Raw genomic sequence first — 22,280 nt, 5'->3', positions numbered from 1 at the left:
CGACGATGAGTCATGTTGTTTTCAAGTCGTCGGCTTATTAGTACCAGTCAGCTCCACACGTTGCCGTGCTTCCACATCTGGCCTATCAACCCAGTAGTCTGCTGGGAGCCTCACACCCTCAAAGGGGCAGGGAAGTCTCATCTTGAGGCCGGCTTCCCGCTTAGATGCTTTCAGCGGTTATCCATCCCGAACGTAGCCAACCAGCCATGCACCTGGCGGTACAACTGGCACACCAGAGGTTCGTCCAACCCGGTCCTCTCGTACTAGGGTCAGATCCTCTCAAACTTCCAACGCGCGCAGCGGATAGGGACCGAACTGTCTCACGACGTTCTAAACCCAGCTCGCGTACCGCTTTAATGGGCGAACAGCCCAACCCTTGGGACCTACTCCAGCCCCAGGATGCGACGAGCCGACATCGAGGTGCCAAACCATGCCGTCGATATGGACTCTTGGGCAAGATCAGCCTGTTATCCCCGAGGTACCTTTTATCCGTTGAGCGACAGCGCTTCCACAAGCCACTGCCGGATCACTAGTCCCGACTTTCGTCCCTGCTCGACCTGTCAGTCTCACAGTCAAGCTCCCTTGTGCACTTACACTCGCCACCTGATTGCCAACCAGGTTGAGGGAACCTTTGGGCGCCTCCGTTACTCTTTAGGAGGCAACCGCCCCAGTTAAACTACCCACCAGGCACTGTCCCTGAACCGGATCACGGTCCGAAGTTAGATATCCAGAATGACCAGAGTGGTATTTCAACAACGACTCCACAACCACTGGCGTGGCCGCTTCACAGTCTCCCACCTATCCTACACAAGCCACACCGAACACCAATACCAAGCTATAGTAAAGGTCACGGGGTCTTTCCGTCCTGCTGCGCGTAACGAGCATCTTTACTCGTAATGCAATTTCGCCGAGTTCGTGGTTGAGACAGCTGGGAAGTCGTTACGCCATTCGTGCAGGTCGGAACTTACCCGACAAGGAATTTCGCTACCTTAGGATGGTTATAGTTACCACCGCCGTTTACCGGGGCTTAAATTCTCAGCTTCGCCCCAAAGGGCTAACCGGTCCTCTTAACCTTCCGGCACCGGGCAGGCGTCAGTCCGTATACATCGTCTTGCGACTTCGCACGGACCTGTGTTTTTAATAAACAGTCGCTACCCACTGGTCTCTGCGGCCACCACACCCTTTCCCAGGAAAACTGGTATAAGCGGGTGGCCCCCCTTCTCCCGAAGTTACGGGGGCATTTTGCCGAGTTCCTTAACCACGATTATCTCGATCTCCTTAGTATTCTCTACCTGACCACCTGAGTCGGTTTGGGGTACGGGCAGCTCGAACCTCGCGTCGATGCTTTTCTTGGCAGCAGAGGATCACCCACTTTTCATCCCCATCACATCTCACCCTGTAAGACTCCCGGATTTACCTAGAAGTCGGGCTACATGCTTGGACCAGGACAACCATCGCCTGGCTTGGGCTACCTTCCTGCGTCACACCTGTTAACACGCTAACCGCACCAGCATGGGGTCACGCGCTCCCCACCACGATGAGTCCCGAAGGACCCGGTGTGATGGCTCGGGCGCTTAGCACCACTGGATCAGCTTGGGCGGTTCTTCGCCGGTACGGGAATATCAACCCGTTGTCCATCGACTACGCCTGTCGGCCTCGCCTTAGGTCCCGACTTACCCAGGGAAGATTAGCTTGACCCTGGAACCCTTGGTCTTCCGGAGGACGTGTTTCTCACACGTCATTCGCTACTCATGCCTGCATTCTCACTCGTGTGCCGTCCACGGCTGGATCACTCCGCCGCTTCACCCCGCACACGACGCTCTCCTACCCATCCACACAACTGGACCCGCCCCCCGAAAGGAACAGGCCGGTCAAAAATATGAATGCCACAACTTCGGTGGCGTGCTTGAGCCCCGTTACATTGTCGGCGCGGAATCACTTGACCAGTGAGCTATTACGCACTCTTTCAAGGGTGGCTGCTTCTAAGCCAACCTCCTGGTTGTCACAGCAACTCCACATCCTTTCCCACTTAGCACGCGCTTAGGGACCTTAGATGGTGGTCTGGGTTGTTTCCCTCTCGACGATGAAGCTTATCCCCCACCGTCTCACTGCTGCGCTCTCACTTACCGGCATTCGGAGTTTGGCTGACGTCAGTAACCTTGTCGGGCCCATCGGCCATCCAGTAGCTCTACCTCCAGCAAGAAACACGCAACGCTGCACCTAAATGCATTTCGGAGAGAACCAGCTATCACGAAGTTTGATTGGCCTTTCACCCCTATCCACAGCTCATCCCCTCAGTTTTCAACCTAAGTGGGTTCGGCCCTCCACGACGTCTTACCGACGCTTCAGCCTGGCCATGGATAGATCACTTCGCTTCGGGTCTAGGACACGCGACTCCAAACGCCCTGTTCAGACTCGCTTTCGCTACGGCTCCCCCACACGGGTTAACCTCGCCACGTATCACTAACTCGCAGGCTCATTCTTCAAAAGGCACGCCGTCACCCCAACAAGGAGGCTCCGACGGGTTGTAAGCAAACGGTTTCAGGTACTCTTTCACTCCCCTCCCGGGGTACTTTTCACCTTTCCCTCACGGTACTAGTCCGCTATCGGTCATCTGGGAGTATTTAGGCTTACCAGGTGGTCCTGGCAGATTCACACGGGATTTCACGGGCCCCGTGCTACTTGGGATACCACTCATGGAAGAACACGCATGTCGGCTACGGGGCTACCACCCACTCCGGCCGGCCATTCAAAGCCGTTCGCCTATACGCTTCTATACCATCGAGACCACGGCAGCAGTCTCAAAACGGTCCCACAACCCCGAACGTGCAACACCTGCCGGCTATCACACACGCCCGGTTTAGCCTCCTCCGCTTTCGCTCGCCACTACTCACGGAATCACAATTGTTTTCTCTTCCTGCGGGTACTGAGATGTTTCACTTCCCCGCGTTCCCTCTACCCGCCCTATATATTCAGACAGGAGTCACCAGGACGACTCACACCGCCTGGCGGGGTTTCCCCATTCGGACACCCTCGGATCACAGCCCGCTTATCGGCTCCCCAAGGCTTATCGCAGATTGCTACGTCCTTCTTCGGCTCCAGATGCCAAGGCATCCACCGTTTGCTCTTAAAGACTTGACAAAACATGAGCCACACACCCCACCACACCCCCAAAAGGGCACAGCAAAAATGTGTGTTCGCATTCTTTCTAAAAGATGCTCGCGTCCACTGTGTAGTTCTCAAAGTACGGGCGGAACCCCACCCACCCCGGCACACACCGGTTCAGACGAGGCCCAACGAAGACCAACCACCCCCCACAACAGGGGACGCCTGAGCCCTCAGGACCCAACAACGTGCACACGCCCCACCCGAACCAGACCCCCCGTTCCCACCACACCGAAGCATGACGTACTGAGAAGACCTAGCCGACTGAGGCGCCTTGTCAAATGTTCCACCCATGAGCGACCAGCACCACACATCCGGTGATGACCTGGCCCCCTGCACACCCCCACCCCCACACACGTGAGAACAGAGATGCCCAGATGCTCCTTAGAAAGGAGGTGATCCAGCCGCACCTTCCGGTACGGCTACCTTGTTACGACTTAGTCCTAATTACCGATCCCACCTTCGACAGCTCCCTCCCAAAAGGGTTAGGCCACCGGCTTCAGGTGTTACCGACTTTCATGACTTGACGGGCGGTGTGTACAAGACCCGGGAACGTATTCACCGCAGCGTTGCTGATCTGCGATTACTAGCGACTCCGACTTCACGTAGTCGAGTTGCAGACTACGATCCGAACTGGGACCGGCTTTTTGGGATTCGCTCCACCTCACGGTATCGCAGCCCATTGTACCGGCCATTGTAGCATGCGTGAAGCCCAAGACATAAGGGGCATGATGATTTGACGTCATCCCCACCTTCCTCCGAGTTGACCCCGGCAGTATCCCATGAGTTCCCACCATAACGTGCTGGCAACATAGAACGAGGGTTGCGCTCGTTGCGGGACTTAACCCAACATCTCACGACACGAGCTGACGACAACCATGCACCACCTGTACACCGACCAAAAAGGGGCGACTGTTTCCAGCCGTTACCGGTGTATGTCAAGCCTTGGTAAGGTTCTTCGCGTTGCATCGAATTAATCCGCATGCTCCGCCGCTTGTGCGGGTCCCCGTCAATTCCTTTGAGTTTTAGCCTTGCGGCCGTACTCCCCAGGCGGGGAACTTAATGCGTTAGCTGCGTCACGGAGACCGTGGAAAGGCCCCCACAACTAGTTCCCAACGTTTACGGGGTGGACTACCAGGGTATCTAAGCCTGTTTGCTCCCCACCCTTTCGCTCCTCAGCGTCAGTCACGGCCCAGAGATCTGCCTTCGCCATCGGTGTTCCTCCTGATATCTGCGCATTCCACCGCTACACCAGGAATTCCAATCTCCCCTACCGCACTCTAGTCTGCCCGTACCCACTGCAGACCCGAGGTTGAGCCTCGGGATTTCACAGCAGACGCGACAAACCGCCTACGAGCTCTTTACGCCCAATAATTCCGGATAACGCTTGCGCCCTACGTATTACCGCGGCTGCTGGCACGTAGTTAGCCGGCGCTTTTTCTGCACCTACCGTCACCCCGAAGGGCTTCTTCGATACTAAAAGAGGTTTACAACCCGAAGGCCGTCGTCCCCCACGCGGCGTTGCTGCATCAGGCTTCCGCCCATTGTGCAATATTCCCCACTGCTGCCTCCCGTAGGAGTCTGGGCCGTGTCTCAGTCCCAGTGTGGCCGGTCACCCTCTCAGGCCGGCTACCCGTCGACGCCTTGGTAGGCCACTACCCCACCAACAAGCTGATAGGCCGCGAGCCCATCCCCAACCGAAAAAACTTTCCCACCACAGACCATGCGGCCATGATGCATATCCAGTATTAGCAACCGTTTCCGGCTGTTATCCCAGAGTCAGGGGCAGGTTACTCACGTGTTACTCACCCGTTCGCCACTCATCCACCCCGCAAGCGGGGCTTCAGCGTTCGACTTGCATGTGTTAAGCACGCCGCCAGCGTTCATCCTGAGCCAGGATCAAACTCTCCAAAAAAACCAAAACCCACCCCAGCCCAAAGACCAGGACAAGCGAGCTTGAAACTGACCAAAAAAAGAAACCACCAAAAAGATGATCCCCCATTGATCCAAAGGAATTCTCACCCCGGAAAAAACCGAGACGAGGATAAAATTTGGCACTTGACAAGTGCACGCTGTTGAGTTCTCAAAGATCAGACACACCCAGCCCCCGACCACACAGCCGAGCCCTCCGGGGCACCCACACCCCCCACCCGACGATCCGATCGATACGTCGTATCGATCCTCTCCGGTTCAGGAGTGAGGAAGACCCCCATCCTTCAGGATCCTCATGGAGGATCTCCGTCGAGATGGAGTTGATGTCACAGTCCTGGGATCAAGGAGCCTGTCGGCTCTACCTCATCGCTTGGCTGCAACAGAGATAACACTACGCCGCGCACTCTTCGGCTGCAATCCGGGACCCCGTCGGGCGTGTCGCGGCGGCGAGCCGCGGGACGGGCCGGGAGGGCCGGACCGGTCCGCTCCGCCGGGACGCGCGCCTGTCAAGCCCGAGCCGCCACGCACGCATCCTTCGTAGAGTCCCGTCATGAGCAGATCCGTTCCCGATCGTCCTCCCTTGCGTGCGCTGCCCCCGGCTCTCGACGAGGCGTTGGCGGACGTGGACGACCTCGCGGGCTTCGGCGTCGACCTGGAGTCCACGCTCGCGTGGGTCTCCCGGGTCGGCAGGATCGCCCCCTCGCCCGGTGAGGACACGGCCGCCCTCTGGGAACTCCTGGCATCGACGAGCGAGCGGGACGTCGGCGCTGCGCGGATCCTCGAGCCTCATCTCGATGCGCTGGCGATCCTCGATCAGGCGCGCGACGACGTCGCGGACGTCGACGCCGTGCTCGCATCGGTCGACGCGACGGACGACGCGACCTGGGGCGTCTTCGCCGCGGAAGGACCGGCGGCGCGGGTCACGGCGCGTCCCGCGGCCGGCGGCGGATGGACGCTCACGGGGACGAAGCCGTGGTGCTCGCTCGCCGGTCGCCTGAGTCATGCGCTCCTCACGGCGTGGGTCGACGACGGCCGGCGCGGCCTCTTCGCCGTCGACCTCCGTGCGCCCGAGGTGAGCGCCAGACCGGGGCCGTGGGCGGCTCGCGGGTTGTCCCAGGTCGTCAGCGCCCCCGTCGACCTGGAGGGCGCTCACGCCGCTCCCGTCGGCGAGCCGGGCTGGTACCTGCGCCGGGCGGGCTTCACGTGGGGCGGGATGGGCGTCGCGGCGGTGTGGTGGGGCGGGACCCTGCCGATCGTCGCGGCCCTCGCCGCCGCCGGCGCGCGAACCGACGCGGACCAGCTGTCCGCGCTGTACGCGGGACGGGCGGATGCGGCGAGCTGGGCGGCATCCCGCACGCTGGCGCACGCCGCCGCGGAGATCGACGAGCGCGTCTCGGGTGCGGACGCCGCTCTCCTCGCGGCGCGCGTCCGCGCGGTCGTCTCGCGATCCGTCCGCGTCGTGCTCGACGACGAGGCGGCGGCTCTCGGCCCCGGGCCCGTCGCCGCCGACGAGAGCCACTCCCGACGCGTCGCCGACCTCTCCGTGTACATCCGCCAGGACCATGCGGACCGCGATCTCGCGCGTCTCGGGCGCCTCGCCGTCGCGGAGGGCCGACGGTGAGCGTCCCGTTCGACCACCGCGATCCCGGGACGTCCGAGGACGCGTGGCAGCGTGCGGCGCCGTGGCGGGGCCTCCCCGCGCTCGACCTCACGGGCGTGGAGCGTCTCGTCGTGCTGTCGGCGCACCCGGACGACGAGACCCTCGGCGCCGGCGGTCTCATCTTCCGCGCCGCGCGGGACGGCGTCGCCGTGTCGGTGATCGTCGTCACCGACGGCGACGCCGCCCATCCCGACGTGCCGAACCCGGCGGACCTCGGGCGTGTGCGACGTGAAGAGCTCATCAGGGCGCTCCACGAGCTGGCTCCGGGCGCGCCCGTCGACTTCCTGGGCGTCGCCGACGGCGGCATCCGCGAGGCTCGGGCGGACGTCGCCGCGGCCCTGTCCGCACGGGTGCGCGGGCGGGGCTCGGGCCGGACGCTGATCGCGGCCCCCTGGTGGGACGACGGCCACCGCGACCACCGCGTGCTGGGCGAGATCGCCCTGTCCCTCCGCACGAGCGGCGCCACCGTCGTCGGCTACCCGATCTGGCTCTGGCACTGGGGCGATCCCGCGTCGATCGACACGGTGGGCTGGAGGGCGTTCTCGCTCGACGAGGAGTCCGTTGCCGCCAAGAGCCGTGCGATCGCCGCGCACAGGAGCCAGCTGCATCCCGATCCGGACGCGCCCGCCGACGGAGCCATCCTCCACGCCGACACGAAGGCTCATTTCGCGCGTGACGTCGAGGTGCTCATCGCCCCGTCGCCGACGCGGGACGATCGGGAGACGCCGGAGCCGAGCGTCGCCGACTTCGACGCGTTCCATGAGCGCCACGACGATCCGTGGGGGCTCGAGTCGCGCTGGTACGAACGACGCAAACGGGATCTGCTGCTCGCGTCGCTCCCGCGGGAACGCTTCGCACGGGCGCTGGAGCTCGGCTGCGCCGGCGGAGCGACGTCGCGGGAGCTGGCCTCACGCGCCTCGTCGCTCGTCGCGGTCGACGCGTCCGAGGTGGCGCTCTCGCGCGCACGGCGGAACGGAGCCCCGTCGAACGTCCGGTTCGAGCAATGGACGCTCCCCGACGAGTGGCCCGCCGGCGACTTCGATCTGATCGTGCTGTCCGAGCTCGGCTACTACTGGTCGGCCGAGCGCCTCGCCCGGGCTCTCGACCGGATCGACGCGTCCGCCGCCGGCGACGCGGTCCTCGTCGCATGCCATTGGCGGCATCCGATCGACACGGCGCCGCTGGGCGGCGACGACGTCCACGCCGCCATCGCCGCGCGCCGCGAGTGGACCCGTGCGGCCCGGCACATCGAGGACGACTTCGTCTTGGACGTGCTCGCGCGAGGAGGCGCGGCGTCGGTCGCCCGCGAGACGGGGGTGCTGTGATGTCGTCTCGGCGAATCGCCGCCGTCGCCGTCGTGGTCCCCGTCCACGACGAGGAGGAGCTGCTGGCCGGATGCCTCGAATCGCTCCAGGCCGCGCGCGTGCATCTGCGTCGGGCTCACCCCGCGATCGACGCGCGGATCTGGGCGGTGCTCGACGCCTGCACCGACGCATCCGCCCCCATCGCCGAGGGCTCGGACGTCGAGGCGGTACAGGTCGCCCACCGCCGCGTCGGAGCCGCTCGCGCTTCGGGCGTCGGGCTCGCCCTCGACCGATTCCGGGCGCTGCCGCTCGCACAGGTGTGGACGGCGCACACCGACGCGGACTCCGCCGTCCCGCCCCACTGGCTGACGCATCAGGTCGAGCAGGCCGATGCCGGCGCCGACGTCGTCGTCGGCACGGTGCATCCGGATTTCCGTGATCTCTCCGAGCAGCAGGTCGCCGCATGGCTCCGTCGCTACACCCCCGGCGTGGCGAACGGCCACGTGCACGGAGCGAACCTGGGCATCCGCGCGTCCACGCTCGTCGACGCCGGCGGATTCTCGTCCGCCGAGGAGCACGAGGACGTCCGGCTCGTGTCGCTGGCACGCTCGCGCGGGGCCCGGATCGTGGCCTCGGACGACGCCTGGGTGCTCACGAGCGGACGCCAGCACGGACGCACACCGGGCGGGTACGCCCGCTACCTGCGCGAGGACCTGGTCGCCGTCCCCGACGCTCCCTAGCGTCGACGACGGAGGCGGTCGAGGCGCGCACCGCGGACGAGGAGGACCGATCCGGGCGGTCTCCCGGCTTCGCCCGAGGAGAGGCACGTAGCGTGAGTCCTCCCGCCGGAGAACAGGAGCCGCTGCGATGACCCTCGCCGATGTCGTGATCCTCGTCGTCCTGGTCGCGGCGCTCGTCGCCGGACTTCGAGCAGGGCTGTTCGCAGGCCTCGGATGGCTGTGCGGTCTCATCGCCGGTGGCGCCGCCGCGCCGTGGGTGACGCCGCTCGTCAACGACGCGATCCCCGACCCGGGCTGGCGCGGGCTCGCCGTCGTCGGCACGACGATCGGCCTGCTCGCGCTCGGCGCCGCCGTCGGCGGCGCGATCGGCTCGGTCGTCCGCCGCGGTGCCGACCGGATGAGGCTCCGCGTCGTCGAACGTCTCCTCGGCGGCGCGCTCGGCGCCGTGGCCGCCGCGCTCGCGCTCTCGCTCGCCGGATCGGGGATCGCCGCGGCGGGCATCCCGGGAGTCTCCGCCTCTGTGGCCTCCTCCGCGGTGCTGCGCACGATCGATCGCCTCACCCCGGCTCCCGTGGCTGAGGCGCTGGCTCGGCTGCACTCGACGGTCCTCGAGGACACGCTGCCCACGATCGGCGGGCTGTTCGAGGCGGGGACGACTCCCGACACCGCGGAGATCGACACCGACGATCCCGACCTCGCCGCATCGGCCGCGTCGGTGGCGCGCATCACCGGCGTCGCCTATGCGTGCGGGACGAGCTCGAGCGGCTCGGGCTTCGTCGCCGCCGACGACCTCGTGATCACGAACGCACATGTCGTCGCGGGAGTCGACGTGCCCGTCGTCGAGCTGCCGGGCGAGCCGGCGCGCGAGGGGCGCGTGGTGTACTTCGATCCCGTGGACGATCTGGCGGCGATCGCCGTGGACGTCGACGCCGCTCCGCTGGCCATCGTGGAGACCCTCTCCGCGGGCAGCGCCGCAGCCGTGCAGGGATATCCGTACGGAGGGCCGTTCCGCACGGTCCCCGCCGGCGTGCTCGCGGTCGGCTCGGCGCGGGTCGCCGACATCTACGAGAGCGCACGCGCCCCGCGCGAGGTCTACACGCTGTCCGCGGAGGTCGTCCCGGGCAACTCCGGCGGCCCCCTCCTGACGGAGTCGGGCGAGGTCGCCGGCGTCGTCTTCGCGCGCGACGAGGCACGTGCCGACGTCGGCTATGCGATGACCGCGAACGAGCTGATGCCGGTCTTCGCGGTCATCGGCGACGCGCCCGAACCCGTGTCGACCGGCACGTGCATCGGCTGACCGAGCGGTCGTCGCCGCGGTCGAGGCCGGGGGCCCATGGCGTTGCGGGGGCCACCCCGCCACGGGCGACGGCTATAATCAGATCTCCCTGAGCCCACGATGACGTGAGGTGCGCCATGCCCGACAACACACCGCTGTCCGTGCGAGAGTCCACCTCCGCCGTCTCGCAGTGGCAGCGCACCGTCTCGAGCTCGTTCGTCCCGCTCGACGTGCACGCGGCACCGGGAGGCGCGTTCCACGCGCAGCTCGACGGCCGGATCAGCGACGGCGTGCTCTTCTCCACGGTCACGGCCAGCGCGCACACCGTCGAGAGGACGGCAGCCGACATCCGGACCTCGTCCGAGCACTACGTCAAGCTCACCCTCCTCCTGACCGGCAGCGGCATGCTGGTGCAGGACGATCGCACCGGGCTGCTCACCCCGGGCGACATCGTCCTCTACGACACGAGCAGGCCGTACACGCTCGAGTTCGGCGAGGACACGGCCTCCGTCATCGTGATGTTCCCGCACCGGATGATCGACGCCGACCCCGAGTCGCTCAAGGCTCTCACCGCGATCAGGATCGGCGGAGACGAGGGCTTCGCGCGCGCCGTCAGCCGCTTCCTCGCCGGGATCGCCTCCGCGCTGCCCGCCCTCGACGGGCCGACCGGTCTGCGGATCACGCACAACACGATGGACCTCATCGCCACGATGGTCGGGAACGAACTGCGCGGTGCGACGTGGGGCGACGCGTCATCGGAGCTTCTGTTCCACATCGACACCTACATCAACGGGCATCTGGGCGATCCCGCGCTCAGCCCCGAGACCGTCGCCGCGGCGAACTACATCTCGACCCGCCACCTGCACGCCCTCTTCCAGCGGCGCGGGGTCTCCGTGTCGCAGTGGATTCGGCAACGGCGCCTCGAGCATGTGCGCCGTGACCTCCGCGACCCGCGCCGTGCGTCCGACAGCGTGGCCTCGATCGCGTCCTCCTGGGGTTTCGCCGATCCCTCCCACTTCAGCAAAGTCTTCCGGGAGCACGTCGGAGTGCCGCCGACGGTGTACCGCGCAGCGACCGACGGATGAGCTCAGGCCTCGACCGGTTCCGCCAGCGCCCCGGCCGGTACGGGCACGCCGGCGTCCTCGAGCAGGAACCGCGAGCCCAGCTCTCCGATGAGGGCCGCGGGGGCGTTGGTGTTGCCCGTCGTCACGCGCGGCATGATCGACGCGTCGATCACCCGGAGACCCGCGACGCCGACGACGCGCAGGCGCGGATCGACGACCGCCTCCTCGTCCACGCCCATCCGGCACGTGCCGACCTGGTGGTGGTAGGTGATGGCGGTGCGGCGGACGTAGTCCTCGAGCTCGTCGTCGCCGACGTCGGGACCGGGGTAGAGCTCGACCGCACCCCACTCCTCCACGAGCGCGGGGCGACGGCCGACCGAGCGGCACTGGCGCACCGAGGCGACGAGCGAACGCACGTCGTCGGGGTGCTCGAGCGCCGCGAGATCGATCTCGAGGGGGTCCTCTAGCGAGGCCCCCGTGATCCGGATGCGACCGCGGCTGCGGGGCGTGACGATCCCCGCCATGAGCGAGAAGCCGTCGTCCGCGGTGGGATCGAGGTCCTCGCCGTACATCGGCACCGAGAAGTTGAGCGGCTGCGTGTCGGGGACCTCGAGGGACGGATCGCTCTTCCAGAACCAGTGCGACTGCGTCGCGGAGGACCCCGAGGCCGGCGGCCCCACCCGCTTGCGCGTCGTGGTGAAGACGACCGGCGAGAGGAGGTGGTCATGGAGGTTCTCCCCCACCCCGGGCGCGTCGCGAACGACGTCGATGCCGAGCTCCTCCAGCAGCGTCCTCGGCCCCACGCCGGACCGCAGCAGGATCGCCGGGCTGTCGAGCGCGCCGGCGCTCAGCACGACCTCGTCGGCGCGGAGCTCCCGGTCCACGCCCCCCTGGCGGTATCGCACGCCCACCGCGCGGCCTTCCTCCACGATCACGGAGTGCACGTGGCATCCGGTCTCGATCGCGACCTGATCCTGTACGGGCTTGAGATAGACCATCCACGTGTTCACGCGCCGCCCGTCGGCGATCGTCACCTGCTGCGGCGCGACGCCGTCGAGGTGGTCGCCGTTGTAGTCGGGATTGCGCTCGAGCCCCTCCTGCACGGCGGCCTCGATGATCGACGCCTGGATCGGCGCGAGCGCGTAGTCGCCGTCGACCGGAAGAGGGCCTCCCGCCCCGCGCAGCTCGGAGGGGCCACCGGAGTAGTCCTCGATCGCCTTGTACACGGGGAGCACGTCATCCCACGACCAGCCCTCGTTGCCGAGAGCCGCCCAGTGGTCATAGTCGGCCGCGGCACCGCGCACCCAGATCATGGCGTTGAGCGCGTGACTGCCGCCGAGCACCTTCCCGCGCGGCAGGTGCAGCCGGCGCCCGCCCGCGTGCTCCTGCGGCACGGTGTGGTGGTCCCAGTCGTTCTCGGTGTGCCACAGCTCCACGAGGCGGGAGGGATCATGGATGGCGGGGCTGGTGTCCTGCCCGCCCGCCTCGAGCAGCGTGACCTCGAGCCCGGCGTCGACGAGCCGGCGGGCGACGATCGACCCGGCGGTGCCGGCGCCGACGACGATGGCTGACCTCTTCGTCATGTGATGTTCCTCTTCCTGTTCTCAGCCGCTGATGACCTGCGGCACGGCGACGGACTTCAGACCCTCGACGCCGAACTCGAGGCCGTAGCCCGACCCCTTCACGCCGCCGAAGGGCACCTTGGGGTGCAGGCCCCCGTGACCGTTGATCCACACGGTGCCGGCCTGCAGCCGGGCGGCGACCTCCCGGGCCGCGGCGCGGTCGGTCGACCACACGGATGCGCCGAGCCCCGCCTCCAGCCGGTTCGCGCTCGCGATGGCGTCCTCGACGTCGGTGTAGCGGATGACGGGCAGGGCCGGGCCGAACTGCTCCTCGTCGACGAGCGGCACGCCGTCCTCGACGTCGGCGACGATCGTGACGGGGAAGAACAGCTCGCCGAGCTCGGTGGCCGGCGTGCCGCCGGTGACGATCCGGGCGCCGCGCGAGGCGGCGTCGTCGACGAGGCGCTTCACGATGTCGAACTGCTGCCGGTTCTGCAGCGGTCCGAGCACGTTCCCCTCGTCGAGGCCGACGCCCATCGGCGTCGCGCGGGCCAGGTCCGCGAGCGCGGCGACGACCTCGTCGTAGAGGGAGTCGTGCACGTAGAGGCGCTTGAGCGCGGCGCAGGTCTGGCCGGTGTTGATGAACGCACCCCAGAACAGGCCCTCCGCGATCGCCGCGGGATCGGCGTCGGGGAGCACGATCCCCGCGTCGTTGCCGCCGAGCTCGAGCGTGAGCCTGGCGAGGTTGCCCGCCGAGCCCTCGATGATCCTGCGACCCGTCGCGGTGGACCCGGTGAACATCACCTTGTCGATGTCGGGGTGCGACGCGAGCCGGGCGCCGACGTCCCGACCGCCCGAGACGGCGATGAGCACGTCGGGCGGCAGCACCTCGTTGAGGATGTCGACGAGCGCGAGCACGCTCAAGGGCGTGTACTCGCTCGGCTTCGCGACGACGGTGTCGCCCATCCGCAGCGCCGGGGCGATCTGCCAGATCGAGATCATGAGCGGCCAGTTCCACGGCCCGATGGCGCCGACGACGCCCACGGCGCGATAGCTGAGCTCCGCATACCCGCTCTCGTCGTCGACGAGCACCTGCGGCTCCAGCGGTGTGGTCGCCGCATCCCGCAGCCAGGTGGCGCACGCGCCCACCTCGAACCGGGCGTTCGGCCCGCTGAGGGGCTTGCCCTGCTCACGGGAGAGCAGGCGCGCGAGCGGCTCGGCGTTCGCCTCGATCGCGTCGGCGGCGGCGAGCAGCAGCTCGGCGCGCTTCCCATGGCCGAGCCCCTCCCACGCCGGCTGGGCGGCCTTCGCCCGGGCGATCGCGTCGTCGAGGTCGGCGACGGTATGCACGGGCGCCTGCCCGATGACCGCGCCGGTGGCGGCGTCGTGGATGTCGCGGCCCTCGCCGTCGGCGGCCTGCACACGCGCCACGAGCGCGGTCTCGTCGCGTGTCCGGGTGATGTCAGACATCGATGTCTCCTTCTTCGTCCCTGGGGGACGGCGGCCGTCGCCGATCCCCCGTCCTCCGATTCTCGCCAGGCCGGCGGCCGCGGCGGTTGTCGTACAGCGCACATTCCGTGTGCCGCCGCGCGCATGCCGCCGAGGCGTTCACGCGAGCTCCCGCACGCGACGCGCGAATCCGCGATACCCGTCGGCGGCGACCTCCTCGCACCGCTCCCGGAAGCCGCCGACCCCGCCCACGTAGGGGAGCACGACCCGGGGCTTGCCGGCGACGTTGGCGCCGACGTACCACGACGAGGCGTCACGGTAGACGGTGCTCTCGGCGACCGCGCGCGTATGGTCGACCCATTCCTGCTCCGCGTCGCGGGTCGCCTCCATGCGCACCACACCGTCGCGGCGCGCATCGGCGAGCGCCCGCGTGATCCACTCGACGTGCTGCTCGATCGAGACGATCACGTTGCTGAGCACCGAGGGGCTCTGCGGCCCCGTGACGAGGAAGAGGTTGGGAAAGCCCGCCACCATGAGCCCGAGATAGCTGCGCGCCCCGTCCGCCCACGTCTCGGCGAGGGTGGCGCCCTCCGCGCCGACGATGTCGATCGCGGTGGGGGTGCCGGTGAAGGCGTCGTACCCCGTGGCGTAGACGATCGCGTCGACCGTGAGCGACTCCCTGGTCGTGTCGATGCCGCGCGGGGTGATCGACACGATGGGGCTCTCGCGCAGCGCGACGAGCGTCACGTTGCGCTGGTTGAAGATCTCGTAGTAGCCGCTGTCGAGGCAGGACCTGCGGGTGCCGAAGGGGGCGCCGGAGGGGATGAGCTTCTCGGCCAGCGCCGGGTCGTCCACGCGCTCGCGGATCTTCTCCGCCAGGAACTCCTCCACCGAGCGGTTGGCGTCGTCGTCGACGAGGACGTCGTCGAAGACGCCGAAGAAGGCGAACGGCAGGCCGGCCCGGTAGATCTCCTCGTAGCGGGCGCGGCGCTCGTGCTCGTCGACCTCGAACGCGTTCTTGCCCGTCATCGGAGACGCAAGGCCGTCGAGCGAGTGCCGCCCGGCCTCGCGGATGTCCGGATAGCGGGCCTTCCACCGCGCCACCTCGTCGGGGGTGAGCGGCCGGTTGCGGGCCGGCATGCTGTAGCTCGGGGTCCGCTGCAGCACGTACAGATGCTCGGCGTCCTTGGCGATCTCGGTCGCCACCTGGATGCCGGAGGACCCGGTGCCGATCACCGCCACGCGCTTCCCGGCGAACGACACCGGCTCGTGCGGCCATTCGGCGGTGTGGAGGACCTCGCCGCGGAACTCCTCCGCGCCGGGGATGTCGATCGGCTTGGGCGTCGAGAGAGCTCCCGTGGCGAGTACGACCCACTGCGCGTCGACGGTCGAGCCGTCCGACAGCGTCGCCGCCCAGCGGTCGTGCACGGGGTCGAAGCGCAGCGCCGTCACCGCGGTGTCGAAGCGGATGTCGCGGCGCAGGTCGAAGCGGTCGACCACGTGACGCGCATACGAGAGGATCTCGGGCTGCGACGCGTACCGTTCGCTCCACGTCCACTCCTGCTGGAGGTCGTCGTCCCACGAGTACGAGTAGTGCATGCTCTCGACGTCGCATCGCAGCCCCGGGTAGCGGTTGACGTACCAGGTGCCGCCCACCTCGTGCTCGCGTTCGACGCCGACGACGTCGAACCCCTCGCGGTGCAGCATCGCCAGGGCCGCGAGCCCCGCGAAGCCCGCGCCGACCACCAGCACATCGGTCCTCGTGCCCTCCCGAGCCGCGCTCATCGCGCCTGCACCTCCTGGCTCACGCGGGTGCGGACGAACCCGCCGACCTCGGCGATCAGCTCGCGGCCCTCGCCGAGCATGAACGCGAAGACCGCCCAGTCGTGCACCATGCCGGGCCAGACGTGCAGGCGCACGTCGACGCCGGCCTCCCCCGCCGCGGCGGCGAGACGCGTGGCGTCGGACAGGAGGATCTCGGCCTCGCCGACCTCGATCAGCAGCGGCGGAAGTCCGGTCAGATCGGCGAACAGCGGCGACGCCGTCGGCGTCTCCGGGTCCGCGCCGGCGAGGTAGTGGCGCGCCGCGTTCGACAGCCCCTTCTCGTCGAGGCTCGGGTCGGCGGCGGCCTTGGAGGCGACCGTCGGGCCGGAAAGGCTCAGGTCGACCCATGGCGAGAGCACGACGGCGGCGGCCGGGGCGTCCAGCCCGGCATCGCGGATGGCGACGAGCAGCGCGATCGTCAGGCCCCCGCCGGCGGAGTCGCCCGCCACGACGACGTCCGACGCCCGGACTCCCGAGTCGAGCACGCCGCGGTATGCGGCGAGAGCGTCCTCGAGGGCCGCCGGGTGCGGATGCTCGGGAGCGAGGCGGTAGTCGGCCGAGAAGAGGGCGACGCCTGCGGCGCGGGCGAGGGATGCCGCGAGCTGCCCGTATCCGCCGGCGGAGCCCAGGGTGTACCCGCCGCCGTGCAGGTAGAGCAGCACTCCCGGTCCCTCGCCGTCTGCCCAGAGGCCGCTGACGCCGCCGACGGAGCGGCGGGTGGTGACGAGGCTCTCGTCCTGGGGGAACGAGGCCAGCAGGCCGTCGAAGTTGACGCGTTCCACCGTGGGCTCTGCCGTGAAGTCCACGCCGCCCTGTGCCAGTACGCCGCGCAGCTGTGCGAGCTCCTGTGCGCTCATGTCTCGGTCCTTCCCGAATCGGGCCGCCACGTCGTCGTGGCAGAACGCGCCCGTCCCGACAGCATCCTCGACCGCGGCGTCCGTGTGACCGGAGTTCCGCGCAGAGCAGTGCGAATCCCGTGCAGCGCCTCAGCGCGCCTCGGCCCGCCAGCGTCCCGGGGTCGTGCCGTACGTCTCCCGGAACACGCGCCCGAAGTACGCGCTGTCGGCGAAGCCCCAGCGGCGGGCGATCTCGGTGACGGTGGCGTCCCGCTGCGACGGCTGGACGAGGTCGTCGCGCGCACCGGCGAGCCGCCGGCGGCGGATCCACTGCGCGACGGTCTCGCCCGTCGGTGCGAACACGTTGTAGAGCTGCCGCGTGGAGATGAAGTGGGCGGCGGCGATACCCGTGGGGTCGAGGTCCGGGTCGGAGATGTGGTCGTCGATGTGACGCAGGATGCGCATCAGCAGCGCCGTCCGCCCGGCGTCGTCACCGGCGAGGCCAGCGGAGAGCTGCTCGCCGAGGAACACCGCCGCCAGGTCGAGGAATATCTGTGCCGTCCGCCGCCCCGCCGCTCCGGCCAGCAGGGCCAGGTTGTCGTTCATGCTCCGCGCATACGCGGCGAAGACGTCACCCACGCCCTCCGTCTCCTGCAGCGGGACGGCGGCCAGCTCGTTCGCGACCCCGGCGGGCAGGGCGAGTGCCGACCGGGGGAACATCGCCACCAGGAGACGGCAGTCCGTGTCGAACGACAGCTCGTAGGACCGTGCCGTGTCGTACATCGCGATCGATCCGGGTCGCAGCGCGAGTTCGCGACCCCCTTGCCGCATCCTGCCCTCACCCGCGAGCTGCAGGCTCAGCTTGTAGAAGCCGTCGGGGCCCGCGCTCCGACCGTCGCAGTCGCGCACCACAACGTGCGGACTCGCCGAGATGTCGGTCAGCTGCAGACCGGGCGCTCCCGCCGACCGGATGGCGCCGCCGAAATCCCGCGCCTCCGTCACGACGCGCAGGGGCGGGAAGAGGTCGTCGACGGCGGAGCGCCACCGCGACAGGGCGCTCCGGCGGCCGGGGGCGACCACGACCGAGATCGGGTCCGGGGGCACGATGATCATCGTCGACCTCCTCGTCGAGGCTGTGCCGTCAGGGTGTGCACGACTCTGCCACCGCAGGGGACGCGGCGCCGGCCCCGTGCACGCAGCGACGAGGATCGTGCGCGGTCCCACCATCGCCGCGCGGGTGCGGGCACGGAGGGGCGGGGCGTCATACTATCGAGCAGGCGGGCCGTGCGACGAGGCGACGACGACACGGACACCGCCCACTCCTGGAGGAACACGGTTGACGATGCCAGCTGAACGGAGCGCACCGGCGCCGTCCCAGACCCTGAGCCGCGGCATCCGGCTGCTCGAGATCCTCGCCGCGGCCGAGCGCCGCCTCTCGATCGACGAGCTCGCGACCGCACTGGGGGTGCACCGGTCGATCGCCTACCGGATGCTCCGCACGCTCGAGGGCCACGGGCTCGTCTCCCGCGACGACGCCGGACGCCTCGGCCTCGGCGCCGGACTCGCGGCGCTCGCGGCGGGAGTGGCGCGCGATCTGCAGCAGGCGGCGCGTCCCGAGCTCGACGCGGTCGCGAACGAGCTGGGGATGACGTGCCTCCTCGCCGTGCTGCTCGACGACGAGGCGGTCACCCTGGCCAGCGCCGCACCGCGCCGCACCGCGGCCGTCGTCTCCTACCGTCCCGGCCACCGTCATCCCGTCACCCAGGGCGCCCCCGGCAAGGCGATCCTGCTCGCCCTGCCGGGCGAGGCCTGGCCGGCGGGGATGCCCGGCGCGATGCGCGAGGAGCTCGCCGCGAGCCGGGCGCGCGGCTACGCCGTCAGCCACGACGAGGTCGTGGCGTCCCTGAGATCGGTCGCCGTACCGCTGACGCTGCCGAACCAGCCTCCCGCGTCCATCGCCGTCATCCACGTCTCCCTTCCCCTCCCCGAGGAGGAGATCGCGGCGCGGCTCACGCGTGCCGTCGGCGACGTGAGCCGCGCGTACGGCGCCTGAGCACGGCATCGGCTGTCGCGGTGGCGGGCCTCACACCCCGGCGGGGTCCCGAACACCCGCCACCGCGCGGAAGAACTCCGCGAGCTCCTCGGTCGCCGACAGCGGCAGCACATGCGCGACGTACTGGTCGGGACGGACCACCACGAGGGCACCGCCCCGGTCGATGCCGCGCAGCGCGAAGATGTCGTGCTCGGGGTCGACCCCGTACACCTTGTTCAGGTCGAGCACGCCGAAAGGCCCCACCCGTGGCGTGAACACCCGGGGCACCCGGGGCAGGTCGACATCCAGATGCGGCTGCTGGTAGACGACCTTGACGTCGAACCACGCGTCGTCGTCGGCGCCCCCCGGCGTGCGGGCGAGCGGCGACTCCGGCGACGACGCCAGCCACGCCGCGACGTGCGACAGCGCCGAGGCCTCACCGGCGCGCGCCGCGTCGGCGAACGCGTAGATGCGCCACCTGCCGTCGGCGGCCGCCTGGTGGCCCAGGTGGACCGGGTTGCCGTCGCTGACGCGCTCGACGGGAGCAGACCGGAAGCGCTTGCCGACGGGGAACCCCTCGGCGAGCGCCTGGTGGGTCGTCTCGCCGACGAGCACGGAGGGGGCGTACCGGGTCATGAAGCCGGCGGGGAACTCCGCCGTTCGCACGTAGAAGTCCTCGAGCGCCGAGGGGCTGTCGAAGTCCTCGGGGCGCTTCGCCATCATCGTCGACCATTCGCGGTCGAAGTCGATGAGGTCCTGCGCGATCACCTGGCGTTCGGCCGAGTAGGTCGCCAGCAGGCTCTCGGGGCTGCGGCCCTCCAGCACGTGACCGAGCTTCCAGGCGAGGTTCCAGCCGTCCTGCATCGACACGTTCATGCCCTGTCCCGCCTTGGCGCTGTGGGTGTGGCACGCGTCTCCCGCGATGAACACGCGCGGGGTGCGGGTGCCGGCCTGGGCGAGCGGGACGTCGTCGAAGCGGTCGGTCACACGGTGCCCGACCTCGTACACGCTGTGCCAGGCGACGTGCCGCACGTCCAGCGTGTACGGATGCAGGATGTCGTTGGCCCGTGCGATGATCCGCTCCACCGTGGTGCGTCGCACCGCGCCGTCGTCGCCCGGGGCCACCTCGCCCAGGTCGACGTACATACGGAAGAGGTGGCCGCCCTCGCGGGGGATGAGCAGGATGTTGCCGGCCTCGGACTGGATCGAGCACTTCGTGCGGATGTCGGGGAAATCGGTCACGGCGAGGGCGTCGATGACGCCCCACGCGTGATTGGCCCGGTCGCCGACGGGTGTGCAGCCGATCGCGTCGCGCACCCGGCTGTGGGCGCCGTCCGCGCCGAGGACGTACTTCGCGCGGACGGTGCGCTCCTGTCCCTCTCGGGGGCCCGCGGTGTGCCGGAGCGTGACGGTCACGGGACGCTCGTCGCTGTCCGAGACCGTCAGCCCGACGAACTCCAGGCCGTAGTCGGGGCGCACCCTGGCCGGCCCGTTCGCCGCCGTCTCGGCGAAGTAGTCGAGCACGCGCGCCTGGTTCACGATGAGGTGCGGGAACTCGCTGACCCCGGTGGCGTCGTCCGGTGCGACGGCGGAGCGGACGATCCGCGCCGGTTCCGCGGGGTCGGGCTTCCAGAACGCCATCTCCGTGATGCGATACGCCTCGGCGACGATCCGCTCGGCGAAGCCGAAGGCCTGGAAGGTCTCCACGCTGCGGGCCTGGATGCCGTCGGCCTGGCCGATCACGAGCCTGCCGTCCCGGCGTTCGACGATGCGGGTCGTGATCCCGGGGAACTGCGCTAGCTGAGCCGCCGCGATCATCCCCGCGGGGCCCGACCCGACGATGAGCACGTCGACCTCGTCGGGGAGCTCGTCGGGGCGGTCGAGCCCGACACCCGCCGCGGGCTGGAGGCGTGGGTCGCCGGACACATAGCCGTGGTGGTGGAATTGCATTGGAGGTCCTCGTTTCTCTGTGCTGATGTCCGTGCGACATCTCGGCGTCGACTCCTGCGCGTCGTGATCGACGGGGTCAGGCCTTCGACACTCCCCGGATCGGGCTCACCGCCTGCTCGGTCTCGTGGTCGGGGCCGAGCGGGATGCCGCTGCGGTCGCGCAGCAGCAGCGTCGCGACGAGGCCGATGGCCGTCATCCCGGCGAGGTACCACGTGACGGCCCAGGTGGTGCCTGTGGCCTGCACGAGCGCCGCGGCGATGGTCGGAGCGAACGCGCCGCCGAGGATCGCGCCGATGGCGTATGAGATGGACACGCCCGAGAAGCGCACCGAGGCCGGGAACAGCTCGGAGTAGAGCGCCGCCTGCGGGCCGTAGGTGAAGCCGAGACCGACGGTGAGCACGGCGACGCCGGCGAACACGCCCCCGACTCCGCCGGTGTTCACGAGCGGGAACAGGGCGAGGACCCCGCCCAACTGCACGACCCAGCCCACGAGATAGGTCGCGCGTCGGCCGATCTTGTCGGAGACCCACCCTGCGACGAAGGTCGACGCGAGCCAGGTGAACCCGCTTCCGGTCACCGCCCAGAGCACGGGCCCGGCTTCGAGGCCCACGGGGCCGGAGGGGTCTGTGGCGTAGTTCTGGATGTAGCCGCCGGTCGTCATGTACCCGGCCGCGCCGTTGCCGGCGAAGACGAGCGCGGCGATGACGACGAGCGGGGTGTGCCTGCGGAACAGCTGCACGATCGGCAGGCGGGTCTGCTCCTTGCGCTCGGCGATCTCGGCGAACACCGGGCTCTCCTCCACGCGACGGCGCACCCAGTAGCCGATGACGATCAGGACGATGCTGAGCAGGAACGGCACGCGCCATCCCCACTCGAGGAAGGCGTCTCCCGGGGCGATGACCGCCATGACGGCCATCACGCCCGAGGCGAGGAGGAGACCGAGCGGCACGCCGATCTGCGGCGCGGCGCCGAAGAGACCGCGCTTCTTCCTGGGCGCGTGCTCCACGGCCATCAGCACGGCGCCGCCCCATTCGCCGCCGGCCGAGATGCCCTGCAGGATCCGCAGGACGATCAGCAGGATCGGCGCCCCGAGGCCGATCTGCGCATAGGTGGGCAGCACGCCGATGAGGGTGGTCGCCCCGCCCATCACGATCAATGTGAGCACAAGCACCACGCGGCGGCCGTACTTGTCTCCGAAGTGACCGGCGAGGAACGCGCCGAGCGGGCGGAACAGGAAGCTCACGCCCACCGTCGCGAAGGAGAGGAGGATCGCCGCCTGCTCCCCCGCGGGCTGGAAGAACAGCCGGCTGAACACGAGGCCGGCCGCCGAGGCGTAGACGAAGAAGTCGTACCACTCCACGGTGGTGCCGATGACGGTGGCGAACACGACCCGACGTCGGTCGCCGTGGCTGGCGATCGTTCCGGTGGGCGTGAACCCGGGGGAGGCGGATCCGCTCATAAAGACTCCTTCGTCCTCTTCTCGAAC

Annotated in this window: 13 protein-coding genes and 2 rRNA genes; 6 read left to right on the top strand and 9 right to left on the bottom strand. The window is 68.6% G+C overall.

Annotation, left to right across the window (positions count from 1 at the left end; all coding sequences use genetic code 11):
* Nucleotides 1-17: 17 nt before the first annotated feature.
* Nucleotides 18-3,141, bottom strand: a 23S ribosomal RNA gene (locus N8K70_RS04490).
* Nucleotides 3,142-3,553: 412 nt separating this feature from the next.
* Nucleotides 3,554-5,080, bottom strand: a 16S ribosomal RNA gene (locus tag N8K70_RS04485).
* Together the 16S and 23S rRNA genes form the textbook arrangement of a ribosomal RNA operon.
* Nucleotides 5,081-5,647: 567 nt before the next feature.
* Here N8K70_RS04485 and N8K70_RS04480 point away from each other — a divergent pair.
* The 5 genes from N8K70_RS04480 (at nucleotide 5,648) to N8K70_RS04460 (ending at nucleotide 11,162) form a co-directional block, all read left to right on the top strand.
* The gene (locus N8K70_RS04480; RefSeq protein WP_317140417.1) at nucleotides 5,648-6,718 is read left to right on the top strand and encodes an acyl-CoA dehydrogenase; all 1,071 of its coding nucleotides are present in this window, start codon (nucleotides 5,648-5,650) and stop codon (nucleotides 6,716-6,718) included.
* Nucleotides 6,715-8,082, top strand: coding sequence for a bifunctional PIG-L family deacetylase/class I SAM-dependent methyltransferase (locus tag N8K70_RS04475; RefSeq protein WP_317140416.1), 1,368 nt, complete (start codon nucleotides 6,715-6,717; stop codon nucleotides 8,080-8,082). The genes N8K70_RS04480 and N8K70_RS04475 overlap by 4 nt, the downstream gene beginning before the upstream one ends.
* A complete protein-coding gene (locus N8K70_RS04470; RefSeq protein ID WP_317140415.1) occupies nucleotides 8,082-8,801 on the top strand; it encodes a glycosyltransferase in 720 nt (239 codons plus the stop codon). Before N8K70_RS04475 ends, N8K70_RS04470 begins: the two co-directional genes overlap by 1 nt.
* 127 nt (nucleotides 8,802-8,928) lie before the next feature.
* Complete coding sequence (locus N8K70_RS04465) at nucleotides 8,929-10,098, top strand: MarP family serine protease (RefSeq protein WP_317140414.1); 1,170 nt, start codon at nucleotides 8,929-8,931, stop codon at nucleotides 10,096-10,098.
* Nucleotides 10,099-10,214: 116 nt separating this feature from the next.
* Nucleotides 10,215-11,162 carry an AraC-like ligand-binding domain-containing protein gene (locus N8K70_RS04460; protein WP_317140413.1) on the top strand — a complete coding sequence of 316 codons (948 nt, stop codon included), beginning with the start codon at nucleotides 10,215-10,217 and terminating at the stop codon, nucleotides 11,160-11,162.
* A gap of 2 nt (nucleotides 11,163-11,164) precedes the next feature.
* Here N8K70_RS04460 and N8K70_RS04455 read toward each other — a convergent pair whose 3' ends face one another.
* From N8K70_RS04455 to N8K70_RS04435, 5 genes are all read right to left on the bottom strand, one after another.
* The gene (locus N8K70_RS04455; RefSeq protein WP_317140412.1) at nucleotides 11,165-12,724 is read right to left on the bottom strand and encodes a GMC family oxidoreductase; all 1,560 of its coding nucleotides are present in this window, start codon (nucleotides 12,722-12,724) and stop codon (nucleotides 11,165-11,167) included.
* 21 nt (nucleotides 12,725-12,745) lie between these two features.
* Complete coding sequence (locus N8K70_RS04450) at nucleotides 12,746-14,173, bottom strand: aldehyde dehydrogenase family protein (RefSeq protein WP_317140411.1); 1,428 nt, start codon at nucleotides 14,171-14,173, stop codon at nucleotides 12,746-12,748.
* A gap of 138 nt (nucleotides 14,174-14,311) precedes the next feature.
* Complete coding sequence (locus N8K70_RS04445; RefSeq protein WP_317140410.1) at nucleotides 14,312-15,937, bottom strand: flavin-containing monooxygenase; 1,626 nt, start codon at nucleotides 15,935-15,937, stop codon at nucleotides 14,312-14,314.
* Nucleotides 15,934-16,833, bottom strand: coding sequence for an alpha/beta hydrolase (locus N8K70_RS04440; RefSeq protein WP_317140409.1), 900 nt, complete (start codon nucleotides 16,831-16,833; stop codon nucleotides 15,934-15,936). Before N8K70_RS04440 ends, N8K70_RS04445 begins: the two co-directional genes overlap by 4 nt.
* Nucleotides 16,834-16,962: 129 nt before the next feature.
* The gene (locus N8K70_RS04435; protein WP_317140408.1) at nucleotides 16,963-17,925 is read right to left on the bottom strand and encodes an AraC-like ligand-binding domain-containing protein; all 963 of its coding nucleotides are present in this window, start codon (nucleotides 17,923-17,925) and stop codon (nucleotides 16,963-16,965) included.
* Between the two features lie 229 nt (nucleotides 17,926-18,154).
* On the opposite strand from N8K70_RS04435, the gene N8K70_RS04430 reads away from it, so the two are divergent.
* Nucleotides 18,155-18,865, top strand: a complete 711-nt coding sequence (locus N8K70_RS04430; RefSeq protein WP_317140407.1) for an IclR family transcriptional regulator — start codon at nucleotides 18,155-18,157, stop codon at nucleotides 18,863-18,865.
* Between the two features lie 30 nt (nucleotides 18,866-18,895).
* Here the strand turns inward: N8K70_RS04430 and N8K70_RS04425 are convergent, their stop codons facing one another.
* Both N8K70_RS04425 and N8K70_RS04420 read right to left on the bottom strand, forming a co-directional pair.
* Entirely contained in the window at nucleotides 18,896-20,794 is a 1,899-nt protein-coding gene (locus N8K70_RS04425; protein WP_317140406.1) for an FAD-binding monooxygenase, read from the bottom strand.
* A gap of 76 nt (nucleotides 20,795-20,870) precedes the next feature.
* Nucleotides 20,871-22,253, bottom strand: coding sequence for an MFS transporter (locus N8K70_RS04420; RefSeq protein WP_317140405.1), 1,383 nt, complete (start codon nucleotides 22,251-22,253; stop codon nucleotides 20,871-20,873).
* Between the last annotated feature and the right edge of the window lie 27 nt (nucleotides 22,254-22,280).

Source organism: Microbacterium sp. AB, from assembly GCF_032878875.1.
GTDB lineage: Bacteria > Actinomycetota > Actinomycetes > Actinomycetales > Microbacteriaceae > Microbacterium > Microbacterium betulae.
This window is presented reverse-complemented; position numbering and strand designations above follow the sequence as displayed.

What these genes read in the sequence shown, in the direction of transcription:
- N8K70_RS04455 (WP_317140412.1), bottom strand. Translation starts at nt 12,724, where the DNA reads ATGACGAAGAGGTCAGCCATCGTCGTCGGCGCCGGCACCGCCGGGTCG.
- N8K70_RS04450 (WP_317140411.1), bottom strand. Translation starts at nt 14,173, where the DNA reads ATGTCTGACATCACCCGGACACGCGACGAGACCGCGCTCGTGGCGCGT.
- N8K70_RS04425 (WP_317140406.1), bottom strand. Translation starts at nt 20,794, where the DNA reads ATGCAATTCCACCACCACGGCTATGTGTCCGGCGACCCACGCCTCCAG.
- N8K70_RS04440 (WP_317140409.1), bottom strand. Translation starts at nt 16,833, where the DNA reads ATGAGCGCACAGGAGCTCGCACAGCTGCGCGGCGTACTGGCACAGGGC.
- N8K70_RS04480 (WP_317140417.1), top strand. Translation starts at nt 5,648, where the DNA reads ATGAGCAGATCCGTTCCCGATCGTCCTCCCTTGCGTGCGCTGCCCCCG.
- N8K70_RS04465 (WP_317140414.1), top strand. Translation starts at nt 8,929, where the DNA reads ATGACCCTCGCCGATGTCGTGATCCTCGTCGTCCTGGTCGCGGCGCTC.
- N8K70_RS04435 (WP_317140408.1), bottom strand. Translation starts at nt 17,925, where the DNA reads ATGATCATCGTGCCCCCGGACCCGATCTCGGTCGTGGTCGCCCCCGGC.
- N8K70_RS04460 (WP_317140413.1), top strand. Translation starts at nt 10,215, where the DNA reads ATGCCCGACAACACACCGCTGTCCGTGCGAGAGTCCACCTCCGCCGTC.
- N8K70_RS04430 (WP_317140407.1), top strand. Translation starts at nt 18,155, where the DNA reads ATGCCAGCTGAACGGAGCGCACCGGCGCCGTCCCAGACCCTGAGCCGC.
- N8K70_RS04420 (WP_317140405.1), bottom strand. Translation starts at nt 22,253, where the DNA reads ATGAGCGGATCCGCCTCCCCCGGGTTCACGCCCACCGGAACGATCGCC.
- N8K70_RS04445 (WP_317140410.1), bottom strand. Translation starts at nt 15,937, where the DNA reads ATGAGCGCGGCTCGGGAGGGCACGAGGACCGATGTGCTGGTGGTCGGC.
- N8K70_RS04470 (WP_317140415.1), top strand. Translation starts at nt 8,082, where the DNA reads ATGTCGTCTCGGCGAATCGCCGCCGTCGCCGTCGTGGTCCCCGTCCAC.